Below are 18,098 nucleotides of genomic sequence, written 5' to 3' on the forward strand. Positions count from 1 at the left end.
TCGCTCCTGTGACCGGCGCCGAGCGAAGAGACGTGAAGATCCCGGTCGAAGACCGACTGTTCAGCCTCGTCCTCGCGCTGCTCGCCACCGAGACCGGGCTGCTGAAGGCCGAGATCCTCTCGACCGTGCGAGGGTACGCCGAGCGGTACGACCCGCACGGCGGCAACGCGAACCTCGAGCGCCAGTTCGAGCGCGACAAAGACGAGGTGCGCGAGCTCGGCATCCCGCTCGAGACCGTCGAGTCGCCCGATCGCCCCGGCGACAACCAGGCGCTGCGGTACCGCATCCCGAAGGGCCAGTACGACCTGCCCGACGAGGTGCGGTTCACGCCCGACGAACTCGCGCTGCTCGCCCTCGCCGGCGAGGTCTGGCGTGGAGCCTCGCTCTCCGAGGACTCACGGCGCGCGCTCACGAAGATCCGCGGGCTCGGCATCGAGCCGCGCGAACCGGTCATCGGCTACGCGCCGCGGCTCCGCGTGCGCGATGCCGCATTCGAGCCGCTGCGCGCAGCCCTCGATCGCCGCCAGCGCGTGCGGTTCGCGTACCTGAAGCCCGGCGAGACCGCTCCGCGCGTGCGACGGGTCGATCCGTACGCCGTCGTGCTGCACGAGGGCCGCTGGCACCTGCACGGCCGCGATGCCGATGCCGATGGCCTGCGCACCTTCCTGCTGTCGCGCATCGTCGGCAAGGTCGAGGTCGTCGCCGGCGCCTCGTTCGACCCGCCCGCCGAGGGCGTGCAGGATCGCATCCTCGCCGAGCTCGACGAACTCCGCCTGAGCAACGTCGCCGACCTCGCGGTCACCGCGGGCAGCGACGCAGAGGTTCGCCTCGGCAAGCGCGCGATGCTCGGCGATGAGGATGCCGGCGTGATCCGGCTGCACTTCACCGATGTCGCCGTCTTCGCCGACGAGCTCGCGGCGTACGGCCCCGAGGTCCGCGTGCTCGGCCCCGCCGACCTCCGCGACGCGGTGCGCGACCGGCTGCGGCTCGTGGCCGAGGCGCACGCCCAGACGACCGAAGGAACGCGATGACCCAGCGACGCGCCCCGCTGCGCGCACCCGACAAGCTCGTGTTCCTCCTCTCGCTGGTGCCGTACCTCATCGAGCAGCAGGTGGTCACCGTCGCCGAGGCGGCCGCGCATTTCGGGTCGACCGACGACCAGATCCGCGACGCGGTGCGCCTGATCGCAATGTCGGGCCTGCCCGGCGACACGGGCACGTACCAGTCGAACGACCTCTTCGACATCGACTGGGACGCCTTCGAGGAGCACGACGAGATCGTGATCGTGCATCACGTGGCGATCGACGAGGCACCCCGTCTCGCCGCACGCGAGGCGGCGGCGCTCATCGCCGGCCTGCAGTACCTCGCGGCGCTGCCCGAGAACGCCGACAGCAGCGCACTCGCCTCGCTCATGGCCAAGCTGCGCGCCGGCGCCTCGGCGACGCCCTCCGGTCTCGCGATCGCCGAGCCGGCGGCGGATGCCTCGCTCGCGCTCATCCGCCAGGCGATCACCGGCGGTCGCCAGCTCGAGTTCGACTACCTGAACGCCCGCGGCGAGGCCGGCCGGCGCCGCAGCGACCCGCTGCGCATCGTCTCGCAGGACGCCGACTGGTACCTGCAGGCCTACTGCCACACCCGCGAAGACGTGCGCAACTTCCGCGTCGACCGCATGAGCGAGCTCGCGGTGCTCGACCTGCCGGTGGGCGATCACGGCGACCTCGACGTGCCAGAGACCCTCTTCCAGGGCTCGTCGTCCGACCTCGACGTGGTCGTCGACGTCGCCGTCGAGGCGCTCCCGCTGCTCGCCGACTACCTCGCCGACTCGTCGACGCAGGAGGTCGACGGGCGCCTCAGGGTCACGCTCAGGCTCGCGCACGTGCACGGGCTGAAGCGGCTCGTCGCGGGGCTGCCCGGCCTCGTCACGGTCGTGGCTCCGGCCGACGCACGGCAGGTCGTGGCAGAGTGGGCCGCGTCGGGACTTCAGGGATACGACGACGTATCCGTCCCGTGAGCGCGAGCGCCCACGACCCGACCCGTTAGACTGACCACCACATCCCCGTCAGAATTGGACGCCGCATGTTCGCAAACCTCACCGGATGGCACTTCCTGATCATCCTGGTCATCATCCTGCTGCTCTTCGGCGCGCCCAAGCTTCCGGCGCTCGCGCGGAGCCTCGGGCAGTCGATGAAGATCCTCAAGTCCGAGGTGCGCGACCCTGACGCCGATGTCAAGGCCGACTCCACCGACGGCACGTCCGCGGGCGGCAACGCCGCAGGCACCGGCACGAACGCTGCCGACGGCACCGCGAAGAAGCCCGATTCCTCTTCGGGCGCCTGACGCATGACCGCGACGACGGAGCGCGGTGAGAAGAACCGCGAGCGGCGGATGTCGCTCGGGGCGCACCTGATCGAGCTGCGCAAGCGTCTGTTCATCGCCGCGATCGCGATCGTGGTCGGCGGCATCGCCGGGTGGATCCTCACCGAACTCTTCATCTGGGATGCGATCCAGGAGCCCGTGGTCAGCGTCGCGAAGGCGCAGGCGGAGGCCTATGCCGCCGCCCACCCGGGCGAAGAGGTTCCGAAGGTCGCGACCATCGTCTTCCCGACGATCTCGAGCGCGTTCGACCTCCGCCTGCAGCTGGCGTTCACGATCGGACTCGTGATCTCCAGCCCGGTCTGGCTGTACCAGATCTTCGCCTTCCTCGTGCCCGGTCTGAACACGCGCGAGCGAAAGTTCACGCTCGGGTTCTTCCTCTCGGCGATCCCGCTGTTCCTCGCCGGCTGCGCCGCCGGGTGGTTCGTGCTGCCGAACATCGTGAAGCTCATGACGAGCTTCGTGCCAGAGGGCGGCGAGAGCCTGCTCACGGCCAAGGAGTACCTCGACTTCGTGCAGAAACTCGTCATCGCGATCGGCGTCGCCTTCGTGCTGCCCGTGTTCATCGTGCTGTTGAACTTCGCCGGCGTCATCAGCGCCGCGTCGATCATCAAGTCGTGGCGCGTCGCGATCCTCGTCATCGTGCTCTTCACCGCCATCGCCACGCCGTCCGCCGACATCGTCTCGATGTTCATGCTCGCGATCCCCATGATCGGGCTGTACTTCCTGGCGTGGTTCATCGCGCACCTGCATGATCGCCGTGTCGAGCGCCGCAACGGCGAGGAGTTCGCCTCGGCTGTCTAGGCTGAAGGGGTGATGAGCCTTTCGCCGGCGGAACGGTACGCGATGTCGCGCGAGCAGCGACGACGTCCGCGACTCCAGGATTTCGCGGCATCCCAACGATTCGACCTCGACCCGTTCCAGCGCGCGGCCTGCGGCGCCCTCGACGAGGGACGCAGCGTGCTGGTCGCCGCGCCGACGGGGGCCGGCAAGACCGTGGTCGCCGAGTTCGCGGTCTTCCTCGCGATGCAGCAGACCGGCGCGAAGGTGTTCTACACGACGCCCATCAAGGCGCTGTCGAACCAGAAGTACCAGGAGTTCGTCGAGGCATGGGGGCCCGACGACGTGGGCCTGCTCACGGGCGACACGAACATCAACTCGAACGCGCGCATCGTGGTGATGACCACCGAGGTGCTCCGCAACATGCTGTACGCCGGCTCGCCGACGCTCGATCGGCTCGCCTACGTCGTCATGGACGAGGTGCACTACCTCGCCGACCGGTTCCGAGGGGCGGTGTGGGAGGAGGTCATCATCCACCTCCCAGAAGACGTGCGGCTCGTCGCGCTGAGCGCGACGGTCTCCAACGCCGAGGAGTTCGGCGACTGGCTGCAGGCGGTGCGCGGCGACACCGACGTCGTCGTCTCCGAAGACCGCCCGGTTCCGCTCGAGCAGCACGTCCTGGTCAAGGCGAAGCTCGTCGACCTCTTCGACTCGTCGGGCAAGGGCGCGACCAACCGGGTCAACCCCGAACTGATGCAGCTGGCTCGCGCGGGCGGTCGCTCGATCTCCTCGCGCTCGGCGCGCGGTCGGCGCGGCGGAGATCGTGGGCGATACCACCACGGCGGTGGGCACGGCACCGGCCGCATCGACCGACCGGAGGTCGTCGACCTCCTGCACGGCAAGCACCTGCTGCCGGCGATCTTCTTCATCTTCTCGCGCGTCGGGTGCGATCAGGCCGTGCGGCAGGTGCTCCGCTCCGGCATCCGGCTGACCGAGTCCGCGGAGCGCGACGAGATCCGCGCCATCGTCGAGTCGCGCGTGCAGATGCTCCGCGACGAAGACCTGGCCGTGCTCGGCTACTGGGACTGGCTCGAGGGCCTGCAGCGCGGCGTCGCGGCCCACCACGCCGGCATGCTGCCCGCGTTCAAGGAGGTCGTCGAGGAGCTCTTCCAGCGCAAGCTGCTGAAGGCCGTCTTCGCGACCGAGACGCTCGCGCTCGGCGTGAACATGCCGGCCCGTTCGGTCGTGCTCGAGAAGCTCGAGAAGTTCAACGGCGAGGCACGGGTGCCGATCACGCCGGGGGAGTACACGCAGCTCACCGGGCGGGCCGGTCGCCGCGGCATCGACGTCGAGGGCCATTCGGTGATCCAGTGGGTCGACGGTCTCGACCCCGAAGCCGTCGCCGCACTCGCGTCGCGTCGCAGCTACCCGATGAACTCGAGTTTCAAGCCGACCTACAACATGGCCGTGAACCTCGTCGACCAGTTCGGGCGCGACCGCACGCGCCAGGTCCTCGAGCTCTCGTTCGCGCAGTTCCAGGCCGATCGCGCCGTCGTCGACCTCGCCCGCACCCTGCGCAAGCAGGAGGAGTCGATGGCGGGCTACGAGCAGGCCATGGCCTGCCACCTCGGCGACTTCGGCGAGTACGCGGCCATCCGCCGACGCATCAGCGACCTCGAGCGCCAGAATTCGAAGGGCAACTCGACGCATGCCCAGCGCGAGCGCATGCAGCGCGATCTCGCGGACGCCCGCAAGCAGATGCGCGCCCACCCGTGCCACGGCTGCGCCGAGCGCGAGCAGCACGCGCGCTGGGCGGAGCGCTGGTGGCGGCTGCACCGCGACCACGAACAGCTCTCGCGCCAGATCCACTCCCGCACCGGCCAGATCGCGAAGCGGTTCGACCGCGTGGCCGACGTGCTCGAGCACCTCGGCTACCTCGAGCGCACGAGCGACGGCGGCATGGTCTCGACGCCCGCCGGCCGCATCCTGAAGCGCATCTACGGCGAACGCGACCTGCTGGTGGCCGAGTGCCTGCGTCAGGGCCTCTGGAACGGACTCGACGTGCCCTCGGTCGCAGCGATGGCGGTCTCGCTCGTCTACGAGCCGCGGCGCGACGATCACGGCGAGCAGTTCCGGCTGCCGCGGGGCCGGTTCCGCGAGGCGTTCGAACGCACGACGGATGTCTGGAGCGAGCTCGACGACCTCGAGCGCGAGAACCGCCTCGACGGCAGCGAGGTGCCATCGCCGGCCCTCGCGATGGCGATGCACGCGTGGGCGGGCGGAGCGGGCCTCGGCGCCGTGCTGAGCGACATCGATCTCGCGGCGGGCGACTTCGTGCGCGTCGCGAAGCAGGTGGTCGACCTGCTCGACCAGATCTCGATCGTGGCCGATGCCGAGCTCGGCGTCACGGCGCGTGCGGCGATCGACGCGGTGCGTCGAGGCGTGGTCGCGTACGGGTCGGTGGGCTGAACCGCCCTGCAGGTCGCCTAGGCTGATCTGGTGCCCGCCCCGAGACCGCTGATGCCCCTGTGGGCGGCCCTGATCGTCGCGATCGCCGGCGGCCTGATCTACGACCTCGGGTTCCCGGGCGTCTCATGGTGGCCGCTCGCGTTCGTCGGCATCGCGATGGCCCTCCTGAGCCTGATCGGGCGGTCGGCCTGGGCCGCACTGCTCGTCGGCTTCGCGTTCGGCATGGCGTTCTACCTGCAGCAGGTGTCGTGGACGGCGCTCTATCTCGGCCCCGTGCCGTGGCTCGCCCTCTCGGTGCTCGAGTCCGCCTTCGTCGCGGGTGGCGCCGTGCTCATCGCGCTCGCGTATCGCTGGGTTCCCCGCGCGAGCGACGCCCGCTGGGTGCGCCTGATCGTGTTGCCGGCGCTCGTCGCCGGGCTCTGGTGCCTGCGCGAGGCCGTCGTCGGCTCGTTCCCGTACGGCGGCTTCCCATGGGGTCGCGCGGCGTTGAGCCAGTCCGAGAGCCCCTTCGCCGACGTCGTCTCGTGGGCCGGCAGCACCGGTCTCGGATTCGTCATGGTGTTCCTCGTCGCCGCGATCATCGAATGGGTGCGTGCGCGTGGGTGGCACGACCTCCGCACGGCGATCCCGGTCGTCGCGGTCGCGCTCATCGCGATGCTCGTGCCGCAATGGCAGACGACGGATGCCGGCACGCTCCGCGTGGCCAGCGTGCAGGGCAACGGCCCGGCCGGCTACTTCGACGAGCGGGAGCAGGGCGACGTGCTCCTCGCCCAGCTCGAGGCCACGGAGCCGGTGCTCGACGAGCCCGGAATCGACGTGCTGCTCTGGCCCGAGGGCGGCTCCGACATCGACCCGCTCCGCTCCGATCGGGTCGCGGGCGTCTTCGACCGGCTGAGCGATGAGATCGATGCGCCGGTGCTGCTGAACACCGTCACGGTCGAGGGCGACGACGAGGCCAGCGCGCAGTACTTCAACACGTCGATGCTGTGGCGTTCGGGCGAGGGCGCGGTCGCGACGTACGACAAGCGGCATCCGGTGCCGTTCGGCGAGTACATCCCCGACCGGGACTTCTGGTACTCGCTCGCACCCGACCTGATCGGACTCGTGCAGCGCGGATACACGCCCGGCACGAATCCACCCGTCTTCGACCTGGGCGACGCGACCACGGGCCTGGCGATCTGCTTCGACGTCATCTACGACGACCTGATCTGGGAAGGCGTCGACGACGGTGCCCAGGTCTTCATGTTCCAGACGAACAACGCCGACTTCCTCGGCACCGACGAGAACGAGCAGCAGCTGGCCATCGCCAGGCTCCGCGCGATCGAGACGGGCCGGTCGGTCGTGAACATCTCGACCGTCGGCACGAGCCAGGTGATCGACCCGGCGGGCCGAACGATCGACTCGCTGCCCGCCTACGAGCAGGGGGCCATGGTGACGGATGTCGCGCTTCGCGACGGCCGCACGCCGGCCGTCGTGCTCGGGGGAGCGGTGCCCTTGCTCGTCGTCGGCGGGGCCGCGCTCGGACTCATCGCCGCGGGCGTGCTCGCCAGGCGTCGGAACCGCTCGAACGGCTGAGACCCGAACCTCCGGCGACGCGGCCGTGGAGGCCCGTGGAGACCAAGAACGCCGCCTCCGATCGGAGGCGGCGTCGATGGATGGTGCAGCGCTGTTACGCGCTCTGCTTCTGCCCGCGGCGTGCGCGAAGGAACGTCAGGCGCTCCTCGAGCAGCTCTTCGAGCTCGGCGCGCGTACGGCGCTCGAGCAGCATGTCCCAGTGGGTTCGAGCGACCTTCTCGCCCGAACGGTCGATCTCGACCGGCTTCGAGTCGACGAGGAGCACGGCGGACGCACCGCAGTTGCGGCACTCCCACTCCTCGGGCGTCTCGGCTTCGGTCGAGAAGATCATGACCGTCTCGTGGTTGCATGCCTCGCAGCGATACCTGTACTCCGCGCGGTCGGCGAAGATCACGCCGTCTTCACTCTGCAGGCTCTGGGCGCCGATGCGCATGCCTCGTAGGCTCCGGTCCGCCATGGCGTACTCCTCTCGGTCGTCTATATGTATAAACGATCAAGCTGTGCGTTCCCCTTCCGGAGGCTGGGTGAATCCCGGGGAATTCTCAGTTTCGGTCGGCGGCGCCCTCGGCGACGACCGCGACGGCGAGGTCTGCGCGATCGCTCACGAGGCCGTCGATTCCGAGCGCGATCAGGCGTTTCATGTCGCCCGGGTCGTTCACCGTCCAGACGTGCACCTCGGCGCCGGCGCGGTGCACGAGGTCGACGAACCGACGCGAGACGATGCGCACGGGACCGAATCGCTCGGGCACCTGGAGCGCCACGGCACCGCGCAGGGCGCGGCGCACGAGACCGGCCGAGCCGAGCCAGGTCGAGAGCAGCACGCCGATGACACCGGCCTGCCCGGTGGAGGTCGCGACGCCAGGGATCAGCTCGGCGAGGCGGCGTCGACGTGCATCCGAGAAGCTCGTCAGCAGCACCCGCTCGGACGCCGCGGCCCAGCGGATCACCTCGACCACCGGCAGCACCGCCTCGGCGACCTTCACGTCGATGTTGAATCGCGCTCGGGGAAACGCCTCGAGCGCCTCGGCGAGCGTGGCGAACGACTGCCCGGCGCCGAGCTCGATGTCCGAGAGCTCAGCCATGGAGAGGTCGGCGACGGCCGCCGAGCGCCCCGCGATGCGATCGATCGTGTCGTCGTGGGCGATGACCACCACGCCGTCGCGCGTGAGACGCACATCGGTCTCGAGGTATCCGGCCCCGGCCGCGAGGGCATGCTCGAACGCGAGCAGGGTGTTCTCGGGCGCCGCGACCGCGAGCCCTCGATGAGCGAGGACCCGCGGTCGCGGCGAATCGAGGTAGCGCGAGGCCACCGGGATCAGATGCGGTTCGCCGGCGCCGTTCCGGCTTCACCGCCGGCACCGGGAGCGGACGGCGGCGTGAACGCCTTGCCGATGCCCTTGAGCGCCTCGGTCAGCTCGCTCGGGATGATCCAGAGCTTGTTGGCCTGCCCCTCGGCCAGCTGCGGCAGCATCTGCAGGTACTGGTAGCCGAGCAGCTTGGGATCGGGGTCGCCCTTGTGGATGGCGTCGAAGACCGTGAGGATCGCCTCGGCCTCGCCCTGAGCACGGAGCACCGCGGCCTTGGCGTCACCCTCGGCCTTGAGGATCGCGGCCTGCCGCTGACCCTCGGCCGTGAGGATGGCGGACTGCTTCGTGCCCTCGGCCGTGAGGATCAGCGCGCGACGGTCGCGCTCGGCGCGCATCTGCTTCTCCATCGAGTCCTGGATGGAGAGGGGCGGGTCGATCGCCTTGAGCTCCACGCGCGAGACGCGAATGCCCCACTTGCCGGTGGCCTCGTCGAGCACGATGCGCAGCTGGCCGTTGATGTTGTCGCGCGAGGTGAGGGCCTCTTCGAGGTTCAGTCCGCCGACGACGTTTCGGAGCGTGGTCGTGGTGAGCTGCTCGACCGCCCCGAGGTAGTTCGCGATCTCGTATGTGGCCGCGCGAGCATCCGTCACCTGGAAGTACACGACCGTGTCGATCGAGACCACGAGGTTGTCCTCGGTGATCACCGGCTGGGGCGGGAAGGAGACGACCGTCTCGCGCATGTCGACGAGGGGCCGCAGCCGATCGATGAACGGGATGAGGATGTTCAAGCCCGGCATGAGCGTCTTGTGGTAGCGGCCGAGCCGCTCGACCACGCCCGCATACGCCTGCGGGATGATCCGGATCGATCGCGCGAGCACGACGATCACGAAGATGACGATCGCGACGACGATGACCGTCGTGATCACCGATGCGACATTCACTGGGGGGTGCTCCTCTCGAGCGGCACGACGACGGCCGTCGCGCCATCGATGCCCGTGACGAGCACTCGCTCGCCGACCGCGACATCGGCCTGTTCGGTGATGGGGGAGAGGCGCGCCGTCCACACCTCGCCGTTCTGCAGCCGCACCTGGCCGCCGGCGGGGCTCACGGTGCGCACGACATTGCCGTCGACGCCGATGAGGGCGTCGATGTTGCTCCTGGCCGGGTCGGCGCCGCGTTGCAACGCGCGGAGCAACGAGGGCCGCAGCGTCAGGATGAGGCCGACGGCGACCACCGCGGCGACCACGAACTGGGCCCACCATGGGATGCCGAACAACCCGGAGAGCAGCCCGGCGACGCTGCCGAGCGCGAGCATCAGGAAGGTCATCTCGAGGGTGAACACCTCGATCGTGGCGAAGACGAGGATGAGCACCAACCATGCGATCCACGCGTACTGGGTGAGCACATCCACTTCGTTCTCCTTCGCACGGGCCCCACTCTCGAAACTAGCAGGGCGGGGATGCATCGGGGGAGTTGATATCCTCGGTGCGGCGCAACGCCGCGGACCGACCGGTCCGATCCGACCTGCCCGAGGAGCCTCGAAACGTGACCAACCCACTCGCCTCCGGATCCCTGACCGGCAAGGTCGCCCTCGTGACGGGCTCCTCGCGCGGCATCGGCGCCGACACCGTCCGCTACCTCGCCGAGGCCGGCGCGGCCGTCATCGTGAACTACCGCAGCAAGGCACCGCGCGCCCAGAAGGTCGTCGACGAGATCACGGCGGCCGGCGGCCGCGCGATCGCCGTCGGGGCCGACCTCACCGACGCGGCATCCGTCACCGACATGTTCGAGCAGGCCGTCGCCGCGTTCGGACCCGTCGACGTGCTCGTGCTGAATGCCTCCGGCGGCATGGAGACCGGCATGGGCGAGGACTACGCCATGCGCCTCAACCGCGACGCTCAGGTCAACGTGGTCGACAATGCCCTGCCGCATCTCGCCGAGGGCGCCCGCATCGTCTTCGTCACGAGCCACCAGGCGCATTTCATCCGCACCACGCCGACGATGCCCGAGTACGTTCCGGTCGCGCTGTCCAAGCGGGCCGGCGAAGACGCGCTCCGAGCCAAGCTGCCCGAACTCGATGCCGCCGGCGTCGAGTTCGTCGTCGTCTCGGGCGACATGATCGAGGGCACCATCACGGCCACCCTGCTCGAGCGGGCGAACCCGGGCGCGATCGCCGCCCGCAAGTCCGACGCCGGACGCCTGTACAACGTCTCGGAGTTCGCCGCAGAGGTCGCGGCGGCAGCGGTCGACCCGATCCCCGCCGACAACACGCGCTACGTGGGCGACACCTCGGGCTTCGCTCCCGAGGCCTGAGCTCGGGGGAGCACCCGGTCATCCGGGCGCGGCACGAACCAACGGCAGTGGGCCGGTCGGATCTCCGACCGGCCCACTGCCGTCTCGCGGTCGAGACGCGCTCGACCGCGCATCCGCTCAGCTGACGGATGCGGTCACGCGACTGCGGCGGTCACGCCCTTGCCGAAGGTGAAGGCGCGCACGATCTGCACGATGCCCAGGATGATCAGGCTGATGCCGGTGATCACGAAGAGCACGACGGCACCCCAGATCGGCGAGAAGAGCAGCACGATTCCGGCGACGAGGCTCAGGATGCCGAAGAAGATCGCCCAGCCGCGCGACGGCGCGTCGCCCGACTGCACGAGCGCGACGATGCCCTCGATGATCCACACGACGCCGACGACGACGCCGAGGAGCACGGCGAGCACCTGGGCCGTCGCGGCGATGTTCGCGAACGCGATGATCGCGGCGATCACGAACACGATGCCGAGGATGATGTCGAGTGCCCTGGCGCCGCCGGAGATGCCCTTGGAGAAGATGCCGAGTCCGACGTAGGCGAGGCCGGCGATGAGGAAGTAGATCGCCAGCAGCACCGTCAACACGCCGGCCGCGTCCTTCGGCCAGAACGTGATGAAGATGCCGATGATGAGGGCGACGACGCCGGAGACGCCGAGGGTCGTGCGAATGGTGTTGATGGCCGACTTCGACAGGTTCTCGGAGTTCAGCGAGAAGGCCGCGAAGACGGCGGGCTGTGGCGACGACATGAGAGGGTCCTTTCCTGGACGGCAGTTGAGGCAGCCTCAGCGTATTCCCAGATACGCGCCCGAACCGGGACGTGACGGCGAGTCTCGACGATTGACGTGCGGTGACGTCGGCAGACGGCCTGACCGCGACATCCGGCGCAATGGAACGGGTATGGCAGGATCGAGCACGTGACCAGCGGTTCCGGGGGAGACCAGCGACTGCGCGATCTCGCGCTGCTGCGACGGGTGCACGACCGCATCGACCGGGAGTACGCCAAGCCGCTCAACGTCGAGGAGCTCGCCCGCGGCATCAACATGTCGGCCGGGCACTTCAGCCGCCAATTCAAGCTTGCCTACGGCGAATCGGTCTACAGCTACCTCATGACGCGGCGCATCGAACGGGCGATGGCGCTGCTGCGCCGTGGCGACCTGAGCGTCACCGAGGTCTGCTTCGCGGTCGGATGCTCGTCGCTCGGCACCTTCAGCACCCGGTTCACCGAACTCGTCGGGGTGCCGCCGAGCGTGTACCGGCAGCAGCCGGACGGCATCTTCGAGGGGGTGCCCTCGGTGCTGGCGAAGCGCGTCGCGAGACCGGTCAGGAATCGAGAAGCGCCCTCCGTGCGTCGCAAGTAGCGTGGCGGCATGGACATCACGATTCAGTACACGTTCCTCCCGCACACCGATCCCGAGGAATCCCTCGCGTTCTATCGGGACACGTTGGGCTTCGAGGTGCGCAACGACGTCGGCTACGAGCAGATGCGGTGGATCACCGTCGGCCCGGCCGGCCAGCCCGAGACGTCGATCGTGCTCACGCCGCCGACGCCCGACCCCGGAACGACCGACGACGAGCGCCGCACCGTCGCCGAGATGATGGCGAAGGGCACCTACGCGAGCATCGTGCTCTCGACGACCGACGTCGACGGCGCGTTCGAGCAGGTCGTCGCGAGCGGCGCCGAGGTCGCCCAGGAACCCATCGACCAGCCCTACGGCGTCCGCGACTGCGCGTTCCGGGACCCCGCCGGGAACATGGTCCGCATCCAGCAGCCCAGCTGATGAGACGGATGCCGCGGCATCCGCTCGCCCGAGCACTCGACGCACGACCCGCACGACACGACCGACCTGCACGACCCGACCGATACGAAGGAAGAGACCGATGACCGACACCACGTCCGCCAAGAAGGAGCCGTCCCACCAGGCGTTCAGCGCCGAGGAGAAGGCCGCGATGAAGGCCGCCGCGGCCGAGGCGAAGAAGGCGGCGCGCAAGGCGTCCGCCGAGGAGAAGGCCGCCGAGGCCCTTGCCGACTGTCTGGCGAGCATCGAGGCCATGGACGGCGACGACCGGGCAGCCGCCGAGACGATCCATGCGATCGTGCTCGAGCATGCGCCCGGACTCAGCCCCCGCACCTGGTACGGCATGCCCGCGTACGCCGGAGCCGACGGCAAGGCGGTCGTCTTCTTCCAGCCGGCCGGCAAGTTCAAGGCGCGCTACGCGACTCTCGGCTTCAACGACACCGCCGCGCTCGACGACGGCACGATGTGGGCCACGTCGTTCGCGGTCACGAAGCTCACGGCAGCCGACGAGAAGAAGATCGTCGAGCTGGTCACGCGCTCGGTCGGCTGATCGGTCGCGGCGCGGCATCCGCCATCGCCTCAGGTGAACGACAGATGCCGCGCCGCTGACCCCGGAACGACGGCGCGTGCCGCAGAATCGAACCCGATGACCGAAGCGCAGCGCCCGCCCGAGCACGTGCTGACCGGTGGGAACATGGAGCCGGTCGTCAGGGTCGGCGACACGGTCCGGCGCGTCGCCGGACCGTGGACCCCGGCCGTGCACGTCTTCCTGGCGCAGCTTGCTGCCGGGGGAGTGGGGGAGGCGCCGCATCCGCTCGGCATCGATGACTCGGGTCGCGAGGTGCTGACCTACCTGCCCGGGACGATCCTCGCCGACGCACCTCGAGCGGTGCGATGGTCGCAGACGATGCTCGAGCAGTCGGCCTCGCTGCTGCGCCGGCTGCACGACGCGAGCGAGGGTCTCGCGCGGGCCGAACACGCCTGGCGGTCGCCGACCCACGAGCCGATCGAGGTCGTGTGCCACAACGACTTCGCGCCGTACAACCTCCTCGTGCAGGGCGATCGGCTGACCGGCGTCATCGACTTCGACTTCGCGTCACCTGGACCTCGGGTGCGGGACCTCTCGTACCTCGCCTACCGGCTCGTGCCGTTCGCCGAGGATGCGCTCGATGACAGCGCCATCTCTTCCGACGAGCGGATCGCCCGCCTTCACCGGCTCATCGATGCCTACGGCATCGCCTTCGACGCGTCGACGGTGCTTCGCGACGCCGCCGACCGGCTCGTCGAGCTCGCCGAGTTCACCGATGCGCGTGCTGCCGAGACCGGGAGAACCGATCTGCCCGAGCATGCGGCCATGTACCGCAGGGACGCCGTGCGCCTGATCGAGCTAGGAACGGCGCAGGAGTGGCACGCGAGCGCGCAGCGACCACCCGGCGAACAGGACGGCCAGCAGGATCACGATCACGCCCAGCGGAACGTGGAGCGCGGTCAAGGATCGGAACCCGGCGAACGCCTGTAACGACATGACCGCCAGCAGTCCGATCGTGGCCGCGATCGGCCACCTCGGCGCCCGCCCGAGTCGTCGCGCGAGGATCGCCGCGACGATGCTCGCCATCACGGCGATGCCGGCGACCGTGGCCAGCTCACGGTGCGCCGCGAACGCCCAGTGCATCCCGCCCATGAAGAGGCCTGCGAGCACGGACTGGGTGAACATGAGCACGGCGGTCGCGCTCAGGCAGATGCGCAGCAACCCGTCGGGCCATCGACGAGGGTCGCTTCCGACTTCATCAGAGGGGGTCATACGGCGAATCTACCCATTAGATCCACATGAATCAATTGCATTTGGATCTAATTAGGGGAGAATCGAATCATGAGCGAAGACCGGGCACAGATCTCGATCGAGGTCGGCATCCTCCTGAACCAGGTCCACTCGGTGGCGACCGAACGCCTGAACACGGCTCTCCAGCCGATGAACCTGACGAGCCGACATGCCGCGGTGATGTTCCTGATCCGAGACGGCGTCGAGACGCAGCGAGATCTCGTCAGGCGCCTGAACACCGACAAGACGGGAATGGTCCGGATGGTCGACGATCTCGATCGGCTCGGATACGTCTCGAGAACACCGTCGACGAGCGACCGTCGCGTCACGATCCTGACATTGACGAGCGCCGGTGAACATGCGTTGCGTGAAGCGCAGCAGCACACGCGGCGGGTCGCCGACGATGTATTCCGCTCAGTCGGTTCGACCGAGCTGATGGAACTCCGGTCGATCCTGAGCGGTGTGATGGGGCGAGAAATACCGCCTGGCCAGGCCGATCACCGTTTGACGCAATAACGCCGATAATGCACATTATGTCGGAATGAGGGAATCCGCGCCTAGCGATCCGCCTTCTTCAGCTCCTCGGCGAGCATGACGAGGATGCCGCTCGGCCCGCGCAGGTACGTGAGCTTGTAGACATCCTGATAGATCGCGACGCCGCGCAGCGGGTGGCAGCCGTGCCGCGCGGCGATCGCGAGGGCCTCGTCGAGGTCGTCGACCGAGAAGGCGACCCGGTGCATGCCGATCTCGTTGGGAAGCGTCGGCTCGGTCTCGATCGCGTCGGGGTGGAGGTACTCGAAGAGCTCGAGGCGGCCGTGGCCGTCTGGAGTCTGCAGCATCGCGATCTTGGCGTGATTGCCGTCGAGTCCGACCGCGGTGTCGGTCCATTCGCCGCTGACCGTGTCGCGGCCGACGACCGTGAGGCCGAGGTCCGTGAAGAAGGCGATCGCGGCTTCGAGCTCGCGGACGGCGATGCCGACGTTCTCCAGTTTGATGGTCATGCGTCGCATGCTACCCAGAGCAGGCGTCACGGCTCCCCCGGTTCGCCCCGCCCCCCGGCGTCAGCGCCAGAACGCGGCGAGCCGTGCGGCGGCGGCCCGGCCTCGGTCGAATCCGGCCTGTGCGGCGGGCGGGCGCAACGACGGGTTCATCGCGTCGGGTCCGAACAGGTGCTCGGAGTCCTCGTCGGGGAAGAGCGTCTCGACCCTGCTGCCGTGGGCCCGGAGTTCGTCGACCTGGGTGGCGAGATGCATGCCCCAGTCCATCGGCGTTCGCGTTCGGCCGCCGAAGGGCGACAGCACGAGCACCCGCGCGCTGCCGGCGGCGAGGTCGGCGTTCTCGGCGTTGGTTCGGTAGCCGCCGTCGATGTACTGCGTGCCGCCGATGCGGTAGGCGAATGCGCTCGAACAGCTGGCGGCCACCGCATCCGCGAGATCGACGCCGCTGTCTCGCTCGAACACGACGGGTTCGCCCGTCGCTGCGTCGACCGCGGTGATGAGCACCCGCTGCTGCGGCCAGTCCTGGCTCGGCAGCCGGGAGGCGACGGTGGCACGCCACCGAGCTTGCACGGCGTCGTCGGATGCCGCGGCGAGCTCGATCGCTGCGGCGCCCATGCGGCGACGCATGTCCGCCGGGCTGCCGGCGGCCTCGATGATCCGTCGGGTCCGCTCCATCTGGTCGATGACGGGGCGGGCGGAGGCGCGTGCGCCGCCCCCTGCGATCGATCCGTTGCCAGGGTGCATGGTCGAAGGGGCGGTGAGGATGTCGTCCAGCAGGCGCGCCGGATTCGCGCCGGTGATCTGGGCGGCGGCCGTCGATCCGGCCGACGTGCCGATGACGAGGTCGGCTCCGGTGACGTCGAGGCCGCCATCGAGGAGGCCGGCGACGACGCCGATGAGCCAGGCGTTGCCGGTGGAGCCGCCACCGCCGAGCACGAGTGCCGTGCGACGGCGTGGTTCGGTGGCGCCGGGACGAGGGGTGCGAGGGTCGTGCGAAGGAGAGTGATTCATCGTCGGAGCTTTCTGTGCGTGTCTGCAGCGCTCCCCCGCGACGGGTTCGTCAGTCGCGGGATCGTGAACTCGAAGGAGCGCCCGGAATGGACGTTGCGTGCATCGGGCTCACCTCCTCGAATCGTGTCACGTTCGTCGAGAACTCTACCGCTCGAGCGCGACAGGCGATCAGTCGATCTCCGGCCTCGGCTCAAGCGCCGGCTCCGGTCTGACGCATAGGCTGTGATCTATGGATCCCGTCGCGATCGACACCAGGAGCATCGCCGGCAGCGCCGCGCTGATCTCGGACCCGACGCGGGGCCGACTGCTGCGGCTCCTCCTCGCCCGGCCCGACGGCCGCTCGACCGTCACTCGGCTGGCCGATGAGCTCGGCCTGCGGCAACCGACCGTCACCCACCATGCCAAGGCCCTCGCAGAGGCCGGCATCCTCGCCCGCGCACCCGAGGGGCGCCAGGTCTGGTACTCGATCGCCGCCGACCGGCTCGACCTCGTCAGCGACCTCCTGACCACCGACATCCCGGCGCTCCCTGAGGATTCGGTGTTCGACCGTATCGTCGACGATCTCTCGCTGCGGTTCACTGGAACCTTCGGCCGCGAGACCGTCGAGCGATGCGTAACCGAGTGCCGGCGGCTCCTCACGAGCACCGCGACGACGACACGGCTGGCCTCGCGCACCGCGAGCTTCGCCACCGAGCGCCTCTCGGCCATGGCATCCGAGCGGTCGCCGGCCGAAGGCATGCCCGAGGTGCTGTTCGTCTGCGTGCAGAACGCCGGTCGCTCGCAGATGGCCGCCGCCCTCCTGCGCCGGCTCGCCGGCGACCGCATCCACGTCCGCACCGCCGGGTCGCAGCCGGCCGCGCGGGTCTCCCCCGCGATCGTCGACGCCCTCGAGGAGCTCGGCGTGCCCATCGGCGACGAGTTCCCGAAGCCGCTCACCGACGACGTGGTGCGCGCCGCGGATGTCGTCGTCACACTGGGCTGCGGCGACGCCTGCCCGGTCTATGCCGGCACGCGCTACCTCGATTGGGATCTCCCCGACCCCGTCGGGCGAACGAGCGATGAGGTGCGGGCGATCCGCGATGCCCTCGACGAGCGGGTCCGCGGCCTGCTCGTGAGCCTCCTCCCCCGCACGAGCTGACCGTCTGACTCCGGCACCCGGACGAAAGCATAGATTGTGATCTATGCTTAACGCGCCCCCTCCGGGCTGCCGCCGTTCGAGTGAAGTGAGAACCCTTCGATGTCCGAGAAGCCCACGGTCCTGTTCGTCTGCGTCCACAACGCCGGCCGCTCCCAGATGGCGGCCGGGTTCCTCCGCGAGCTCGGCGGGGCGCGCGTCGAGGTGCTCTCCGCGGGATCCGAGCCGAAGGACTCCATCAATCCCGTCGCCGTGCAGGCCATGGCAGAGCTCGGCGTCGATATCGCGCGGAACGTGCCGAAGGTGCTGACAACGGAAGCGGTTCGAACCTCCGATGTCGTGATCACGATGGGATGCGGCGACGCCTGCCCGATCTTCCCCGGCAAGCGCTACGAGGACTGGAAGCTCGACGACCCCGCCGGGCAGGGCATCGAGGCGGTCCGTCCCATCCGCGACGAGATCCGCACGCGCGTCGAGGCACTCCTCGCGGGACTGCTGCCGCCCTCGTCAGACGACTGACGGCGA

Annotated in this window: 21 protein-coding genes; 14 read left to right on the forward strand and 7 right to left on the reverse strand. The window is 69.3% G+C overall.

Annotated features, from left to right (window positions below):
• Window positions 1-8: 8 nt before the first annotated feature.
• From ASE68_RS09725 to lnt, 6 genes are all read left to right on the forward strand, one after another.
• A complete protein-coding gene (locus ASE68_RS09725) occupies window positions 9-1,031 on the forward strand; it encodes a YafY family protein (protein ID WP_200921690.1) in 1,023 nt (340 codons plus the stop codon).
• Window positions 1,028-2,011 (forward strand): YafY family protein, encoded by a 984-nt coding sequence (locus tag ASE68_RS09730; RefSeq protein WP_055857824.1) that lies wholly within the window; start codon window positions 1,028-1,030, stop codon window positions 2,009-2,011. The genes ASE68_RS09725 and ASE68_RS09730 overlap by 4 nt, the downstream gene beginning before the upstream one ends.
• A 65-nt stretch (window positions 2,012-2,076) precedes the next feature.
• Window positions 2,077-2,337 (forward strand): twin-arginine translocase TatA/TatE family subunit, encoded by a 261-nt coding sequence (tatA, locus tag ASE68_RS09735; RefSeq protein ID WP_055857826.1) that lies wholly within the window; start codon window positions 2,077-2,079, stop codon window positions 2,335-2,337.
• Between the two features lie 48 nt (window positions 2,338-2,385).
• Window positions 2,386-3,177, forward strand: coding sequence for a twin-arginine translocase subunit TatC (gene tatC / locus ASE68_RS09740; protein ID WP_055861080.1), 792 nt, complete (start codon window positions 2,386-2,388; stop codon window positions 3,175-3,177).
• Between the two features lie 12 nt (window positions 3,178-3,189).
• Entirely contained in the window at window positions 3,190-5,622 is a 2,433-nt protein-coding gene (locus ASE68_RS09745) for an RNA helicase (protein ID WP_055857828.1), read from the forward strand.
• A gap of 30 nt (window positions 5,623-5,652) precedes the next feature.
• Complete coding sequence (lnt, locus tag ASE68_RS09750; protein ID WP_369800073.1) at window positions 5,653-7,197, forward strand: apolipoprotein N-acyltransferase; 1,545 nt, start codon at window positions 5,653-5,655, stop codon at window positions 7,195-7,197.
• 94 nt (window positions 7,198-7,291) lie between these two features.
• Here the strand turns inward: lnt and ASE68_RS09755 are convergent, their stop codons facing one another.
• From ASE68_RS09755 to ASE68_RS09770, 4 genes are all read right to left on the reverse strand, one after another.
• Window positions 7,292-7,654 (reverse strand): RNA polymerase-binding protein RbpA, encoded by a 363-nt coding sequence (locus ASE68_RS09755; protein ID WP_055857832.1) that lies wholly within the window; start codon window positions 7,652-7,654, stop codon window positions 7,292-7,294.
• A gap of 85 nt (window positions 7,655-7,739) precedes the next feature.
• Entirely contained in the window at window positions 7,740-8,507 is a 768-nt protein-coding gene (locus tag ASE68_RS09760) for a glycerophosphodiester phosphodiesterase (RefSeq protein ID WP_055857834.1), read from the reverse strand.
• A 5-nt stretch (window positions 8,508-8,512) separates the two neighbouring features.
• Window positions 8,513-9,445: an SPFH domain-containing protein gene (locus tag ASE68_RS09765; RefSeq protein WP_055857836.1), complete on the reverse strand. Its 933-nt coding sequence runs from the start codon at window positions 9,443-9,445 to the stop codon at window positions 8,513-8,515.
• Window positions 9,442-9,915, reverse strand: a complete 474-nt coding sequence (locus ASE68_RS09770; protein WP_055857837.1) for an NfeD family protein — start codon at window positions 9,913-9,915, stop codon at window positions 9,442-9,444. The genes ASE68_RS09765 and ASE68_RS09770 overlap by 4 nt, the downstream gene beginning before the upstream one ends.
• Before the next feature lie 134 nt (window positions 9,916-10,049).
• Here ASE68_RS09770 and ASE68_RS09775 point away from each other — a divergent pair, with 134 nt between their 5' ends.
• On the forward strand, window positions 10,050-10,817 hold the full coding sequence (locus ASE68_RS09775; protein WP_055857839.1) for an SDR family oxidoreductase: 768 nt from the start codon (window positions 10,050-10,052) through the stop codon (window positions 10,815-10,817).
• Window positions 10,818-10,951: 134 nt separating this feature from the next.
• Here the strand turns inward: ASE68_RS09775 and ASE68_RS09780 are convergent, their stop codons facing one another.
• The gene (locus ASE68_RS09780; protein WP_055857841.1) at window positions 10,952-11,560 is read right to left on the reverse strand and encodes an HdeD family acid-resistance protein; all 609 of its coding nucleotides are present in this window, start codon (window positions 11,558-11,560) and stop codon (window positions 10,952-10,954) included.
• 168 nt (window positions 11,561-11,728) lie between these two features.
• Here ASE68_RS09780 and ASE68_RS09785 point away from each other — a divergent pair, with 168 nt between their 5' ends.
• The 5 genes from ASE68_RS09785 to ASE68_RS09805 all read left to right on the forward strand — a co-directional run bounded on the left by ASE68_RS09785 (window position 11,729) and on the right by ASE68_RS09805 (window position 14,945).
• The gene (locus tag ASE68_RS09785) at window positions 11,729-12,172 is read left to right on the forward strand and encodes a helix-turn-helix transcriptional regulator (RefSeq protein WP_055857843.1); all 444 of its coding nucleotides are present in this window, start codon (window positions 11,729-11,731) and stop codon (window positions 12,170-12,172) included.
• A 9-nt stretch (window positions 12,173-12,181) separates the two neighbouring features.
• The gene (locus tag ASE68_RS09790; protein WP_055857845.1) at window positions 12,182-12,592 is read left to right on the forward strand and encodes a VOC family protein; all 411 of its coding nucleotides are present in this window, start codon (window positions 12,182-12,184) and stop codon (window positions 12,590-12,592) included.
• A gap of 100 nt (window positions 12,593-12,692) precedes the next feature.
• Window positions 12,693-13,160, forward strand: a complete 468-nt coding sequence (locus tag ASE68_RS09795) for an iron chaperone (RefSeq protein ID WP_055857847.1) — start codon at window positions 12,693-12,695, stop codon at window positions 13,158-13,160.
• 96 nt (window positions 13,161-13,256) lie between these two features.
• Entirely contained in the window at window positions 13,257-14,129 is an 873-nt protein-coding gene (locus ASE68_RS09800; RefSeq protein WP_082462152.1) for a phosphotransferase, read from the forward strand.
• A gap of 351 nt (window positions 14,130-14,480) precedes the next feature.
• Window positions 14,481-14,945: a MarR family winged helix-turn-helix transcriptional regulator gene (locus ASE68_RS09805; protein WP_055857849.1), complete on the forward strand. Its 465-nt coding sequence runs from the start codon at window positions 14,481-14,483 to the stop codon at window positions 14,943-14,945.
• A 41-nt stretch (window positions 14,946-14,986) separates the two neighbouring features.
• Here ASE68_RS09805 and ASE68_RS09810 read toward each other — a convergent pair whose 3' ends face one another.
• Both ASE68_RS09810 and ASE68_RS09815 read right to left on the reverse strand, forming a co-directional pair.
• Window positions 14,987-15,430 (reverse strand): VOC family protein, encoded by a 444-nt coding sequence (locus tag ASE68_RS09810; protein ID WP_200921692.1) that lies wholly within the window; start codon window positions 15,428-15,430, stop codon window positions 14,987-14,989.
• A 60-nt stretch (window positions 15,431-15,490) separates the two neighbouring features.
• Window positions 15,491-16,438 carry a patatin-like phospholipase family protein gene (locus tag ASE68_RS09815; RefSeq protein WP_055857852.1) on the reverse strand — a complete coding sequence of 316 codons (948 nt, stop codon included), beginning with the start codon at window positions 16,436-16,438 and terminating at the stop codon, window positions 15,491-15,493.
• Between the two features lie 229 nt (window positions 16,439-16,667).
• Here ASE68_RS09815 and ASE68_RS09820 point away from each other — a divergent pair, with 229 nt between their 5' ends.
• Together ASE68_RS09820 and ASE68_RS09825 are read left to right on the forward strand one after the other, a co-directional pair.
• Window positions 16,668-17,576, forward strand: coding sequence for a metalloregulator ArsR/SmtB family transcription factor (locus tag ASE68_RS09820; protein ID WP_082462153.1), 909 nt, complete (start codon window positions 16,668-16,670; stop codon window positions 17,574-17,576).
• A 99-nt stretch (window positions 17,577-17,675) separates the two neighbouring features.
• The gene (locus tag ASE68_RS09825) at window positions 17,676-18,092 is read left to right on the forward strand and encodes an arsenate reductase ArsC (RefSeq protein WP_055857855.1); all 417 of its coding nucleotides are present in this window, start codon (window positions 17,676-17,678) and stop codon (window positions 18,090-18,092) included.
• Window positions 18,093-18,098: the final 6 nt, after the last annotated feature.

It is taken from the genome of Agromyces sp. Leaf222, from assembly GCF_001421565.1.
Lineage (GTDB): Bacteria > Actinomycetota > Actinomycetes > Actinomycetales > Microbacteriaceae > Agromyces.

Bases quoted from the DNA above. Each gene is read 5' to 3' on its own strand.
- ASE68_RS09825 (WP_055857855.1), top strand. From the start codon at position 17,676: ATGTCCGAGAAGCCCACGGTCCTGTTCGTCTGCGTCCACAACGCCGGC.
- tatA (WP_055857826.1), top strand. From the start codon at position 2,077: ATGTTCGCAAACCTCACCGGATGGCACTTCCTGATCATCCTGGTCATC.
- ASE68_RS09730 (WP_055857824.1), top strand. From the start codon at position 1,028: ATGACCCAGCGACGCGCCCCGCTGCGCGCACCCGACAAGCTCGTGTTC.
- ASE68_RS09815 (WP_055857852.1), bottom strand. From the start codon at position 16,438: ATGAATCACTCTCCTTCGCACGACCCTCGCACCCCTCGTCCCGGCGCC.
- ASE68_RS09745 (WP_055857828.1), top strand. From the start codon at position 3,190: ATGAGCCTTTCGCCGGCGGAACGGTACGCGATGTCGCGCGAGCAGCGA.
- ASE68_RS09795 (WP_055857847.1), top strand. From the start codon at position 12,693: ATGACCGACACCACGTCCGCCAAGAAGGAGCCGTCCCACCAGGCGTTC.
- ASE68_RS09780 (WP_055857841.1), bottom strand. From the start codon at position 11,560: ATGTCGTCGCCACAGCCCGCCGTCTTCGCGGCCTTCTCGCTGAACTCC.
- ASE68_RS09800 (WP_082462152.1), top strand. From the start codon at position 13,257: ATGACCGAAGCGCAGCGCCCGCCCGAGCACGTGCTGACCGGTGGGAAC.
- tatC (WP_055861080.1), top strand. From the start codon at position 2,386: ATGTCGCTCGGGGCGCACCTGATCGAGCTGCGCAAGCGTCTGTTCATC.
- ASE68_RS09820 (WP_082462153.1), top strand. From the start codon at position 16,668: ATGGATCCCGTCGCGATCGACACCAGGAGCATCGCCGGCAGCGCCGCG.
- ASE68_RS09790 (WP_055857845.1), top strand. From the start codon at position 12,182: ATGGACATCACGATTCAGTACACGTTCCTCCCGCACACCGATCCCGAG.
- ASE68_RS09810 (WP_200921692.1), bottom strand. From the start codon at position 15,430: ATGACCATCAAACTGGAGAACGTCGGCATCGCCGTCCGCGAGCTCGAA.
- ASE68_RS09755 (WP_055857832.1), bottom strand. From the start codon at position 7,654: ATGGCGGACCGGAGCCTACGAGGCATGCGCATCGGCGCCCAGAGCCTG.
- ASE68_RS09805 (WP_055857849.1), top strand. From the start codon at position 14,481: ATGAGCGAAGACCGGGCACAGATCTCGATCGAGGTCGGCATCCTCCTG.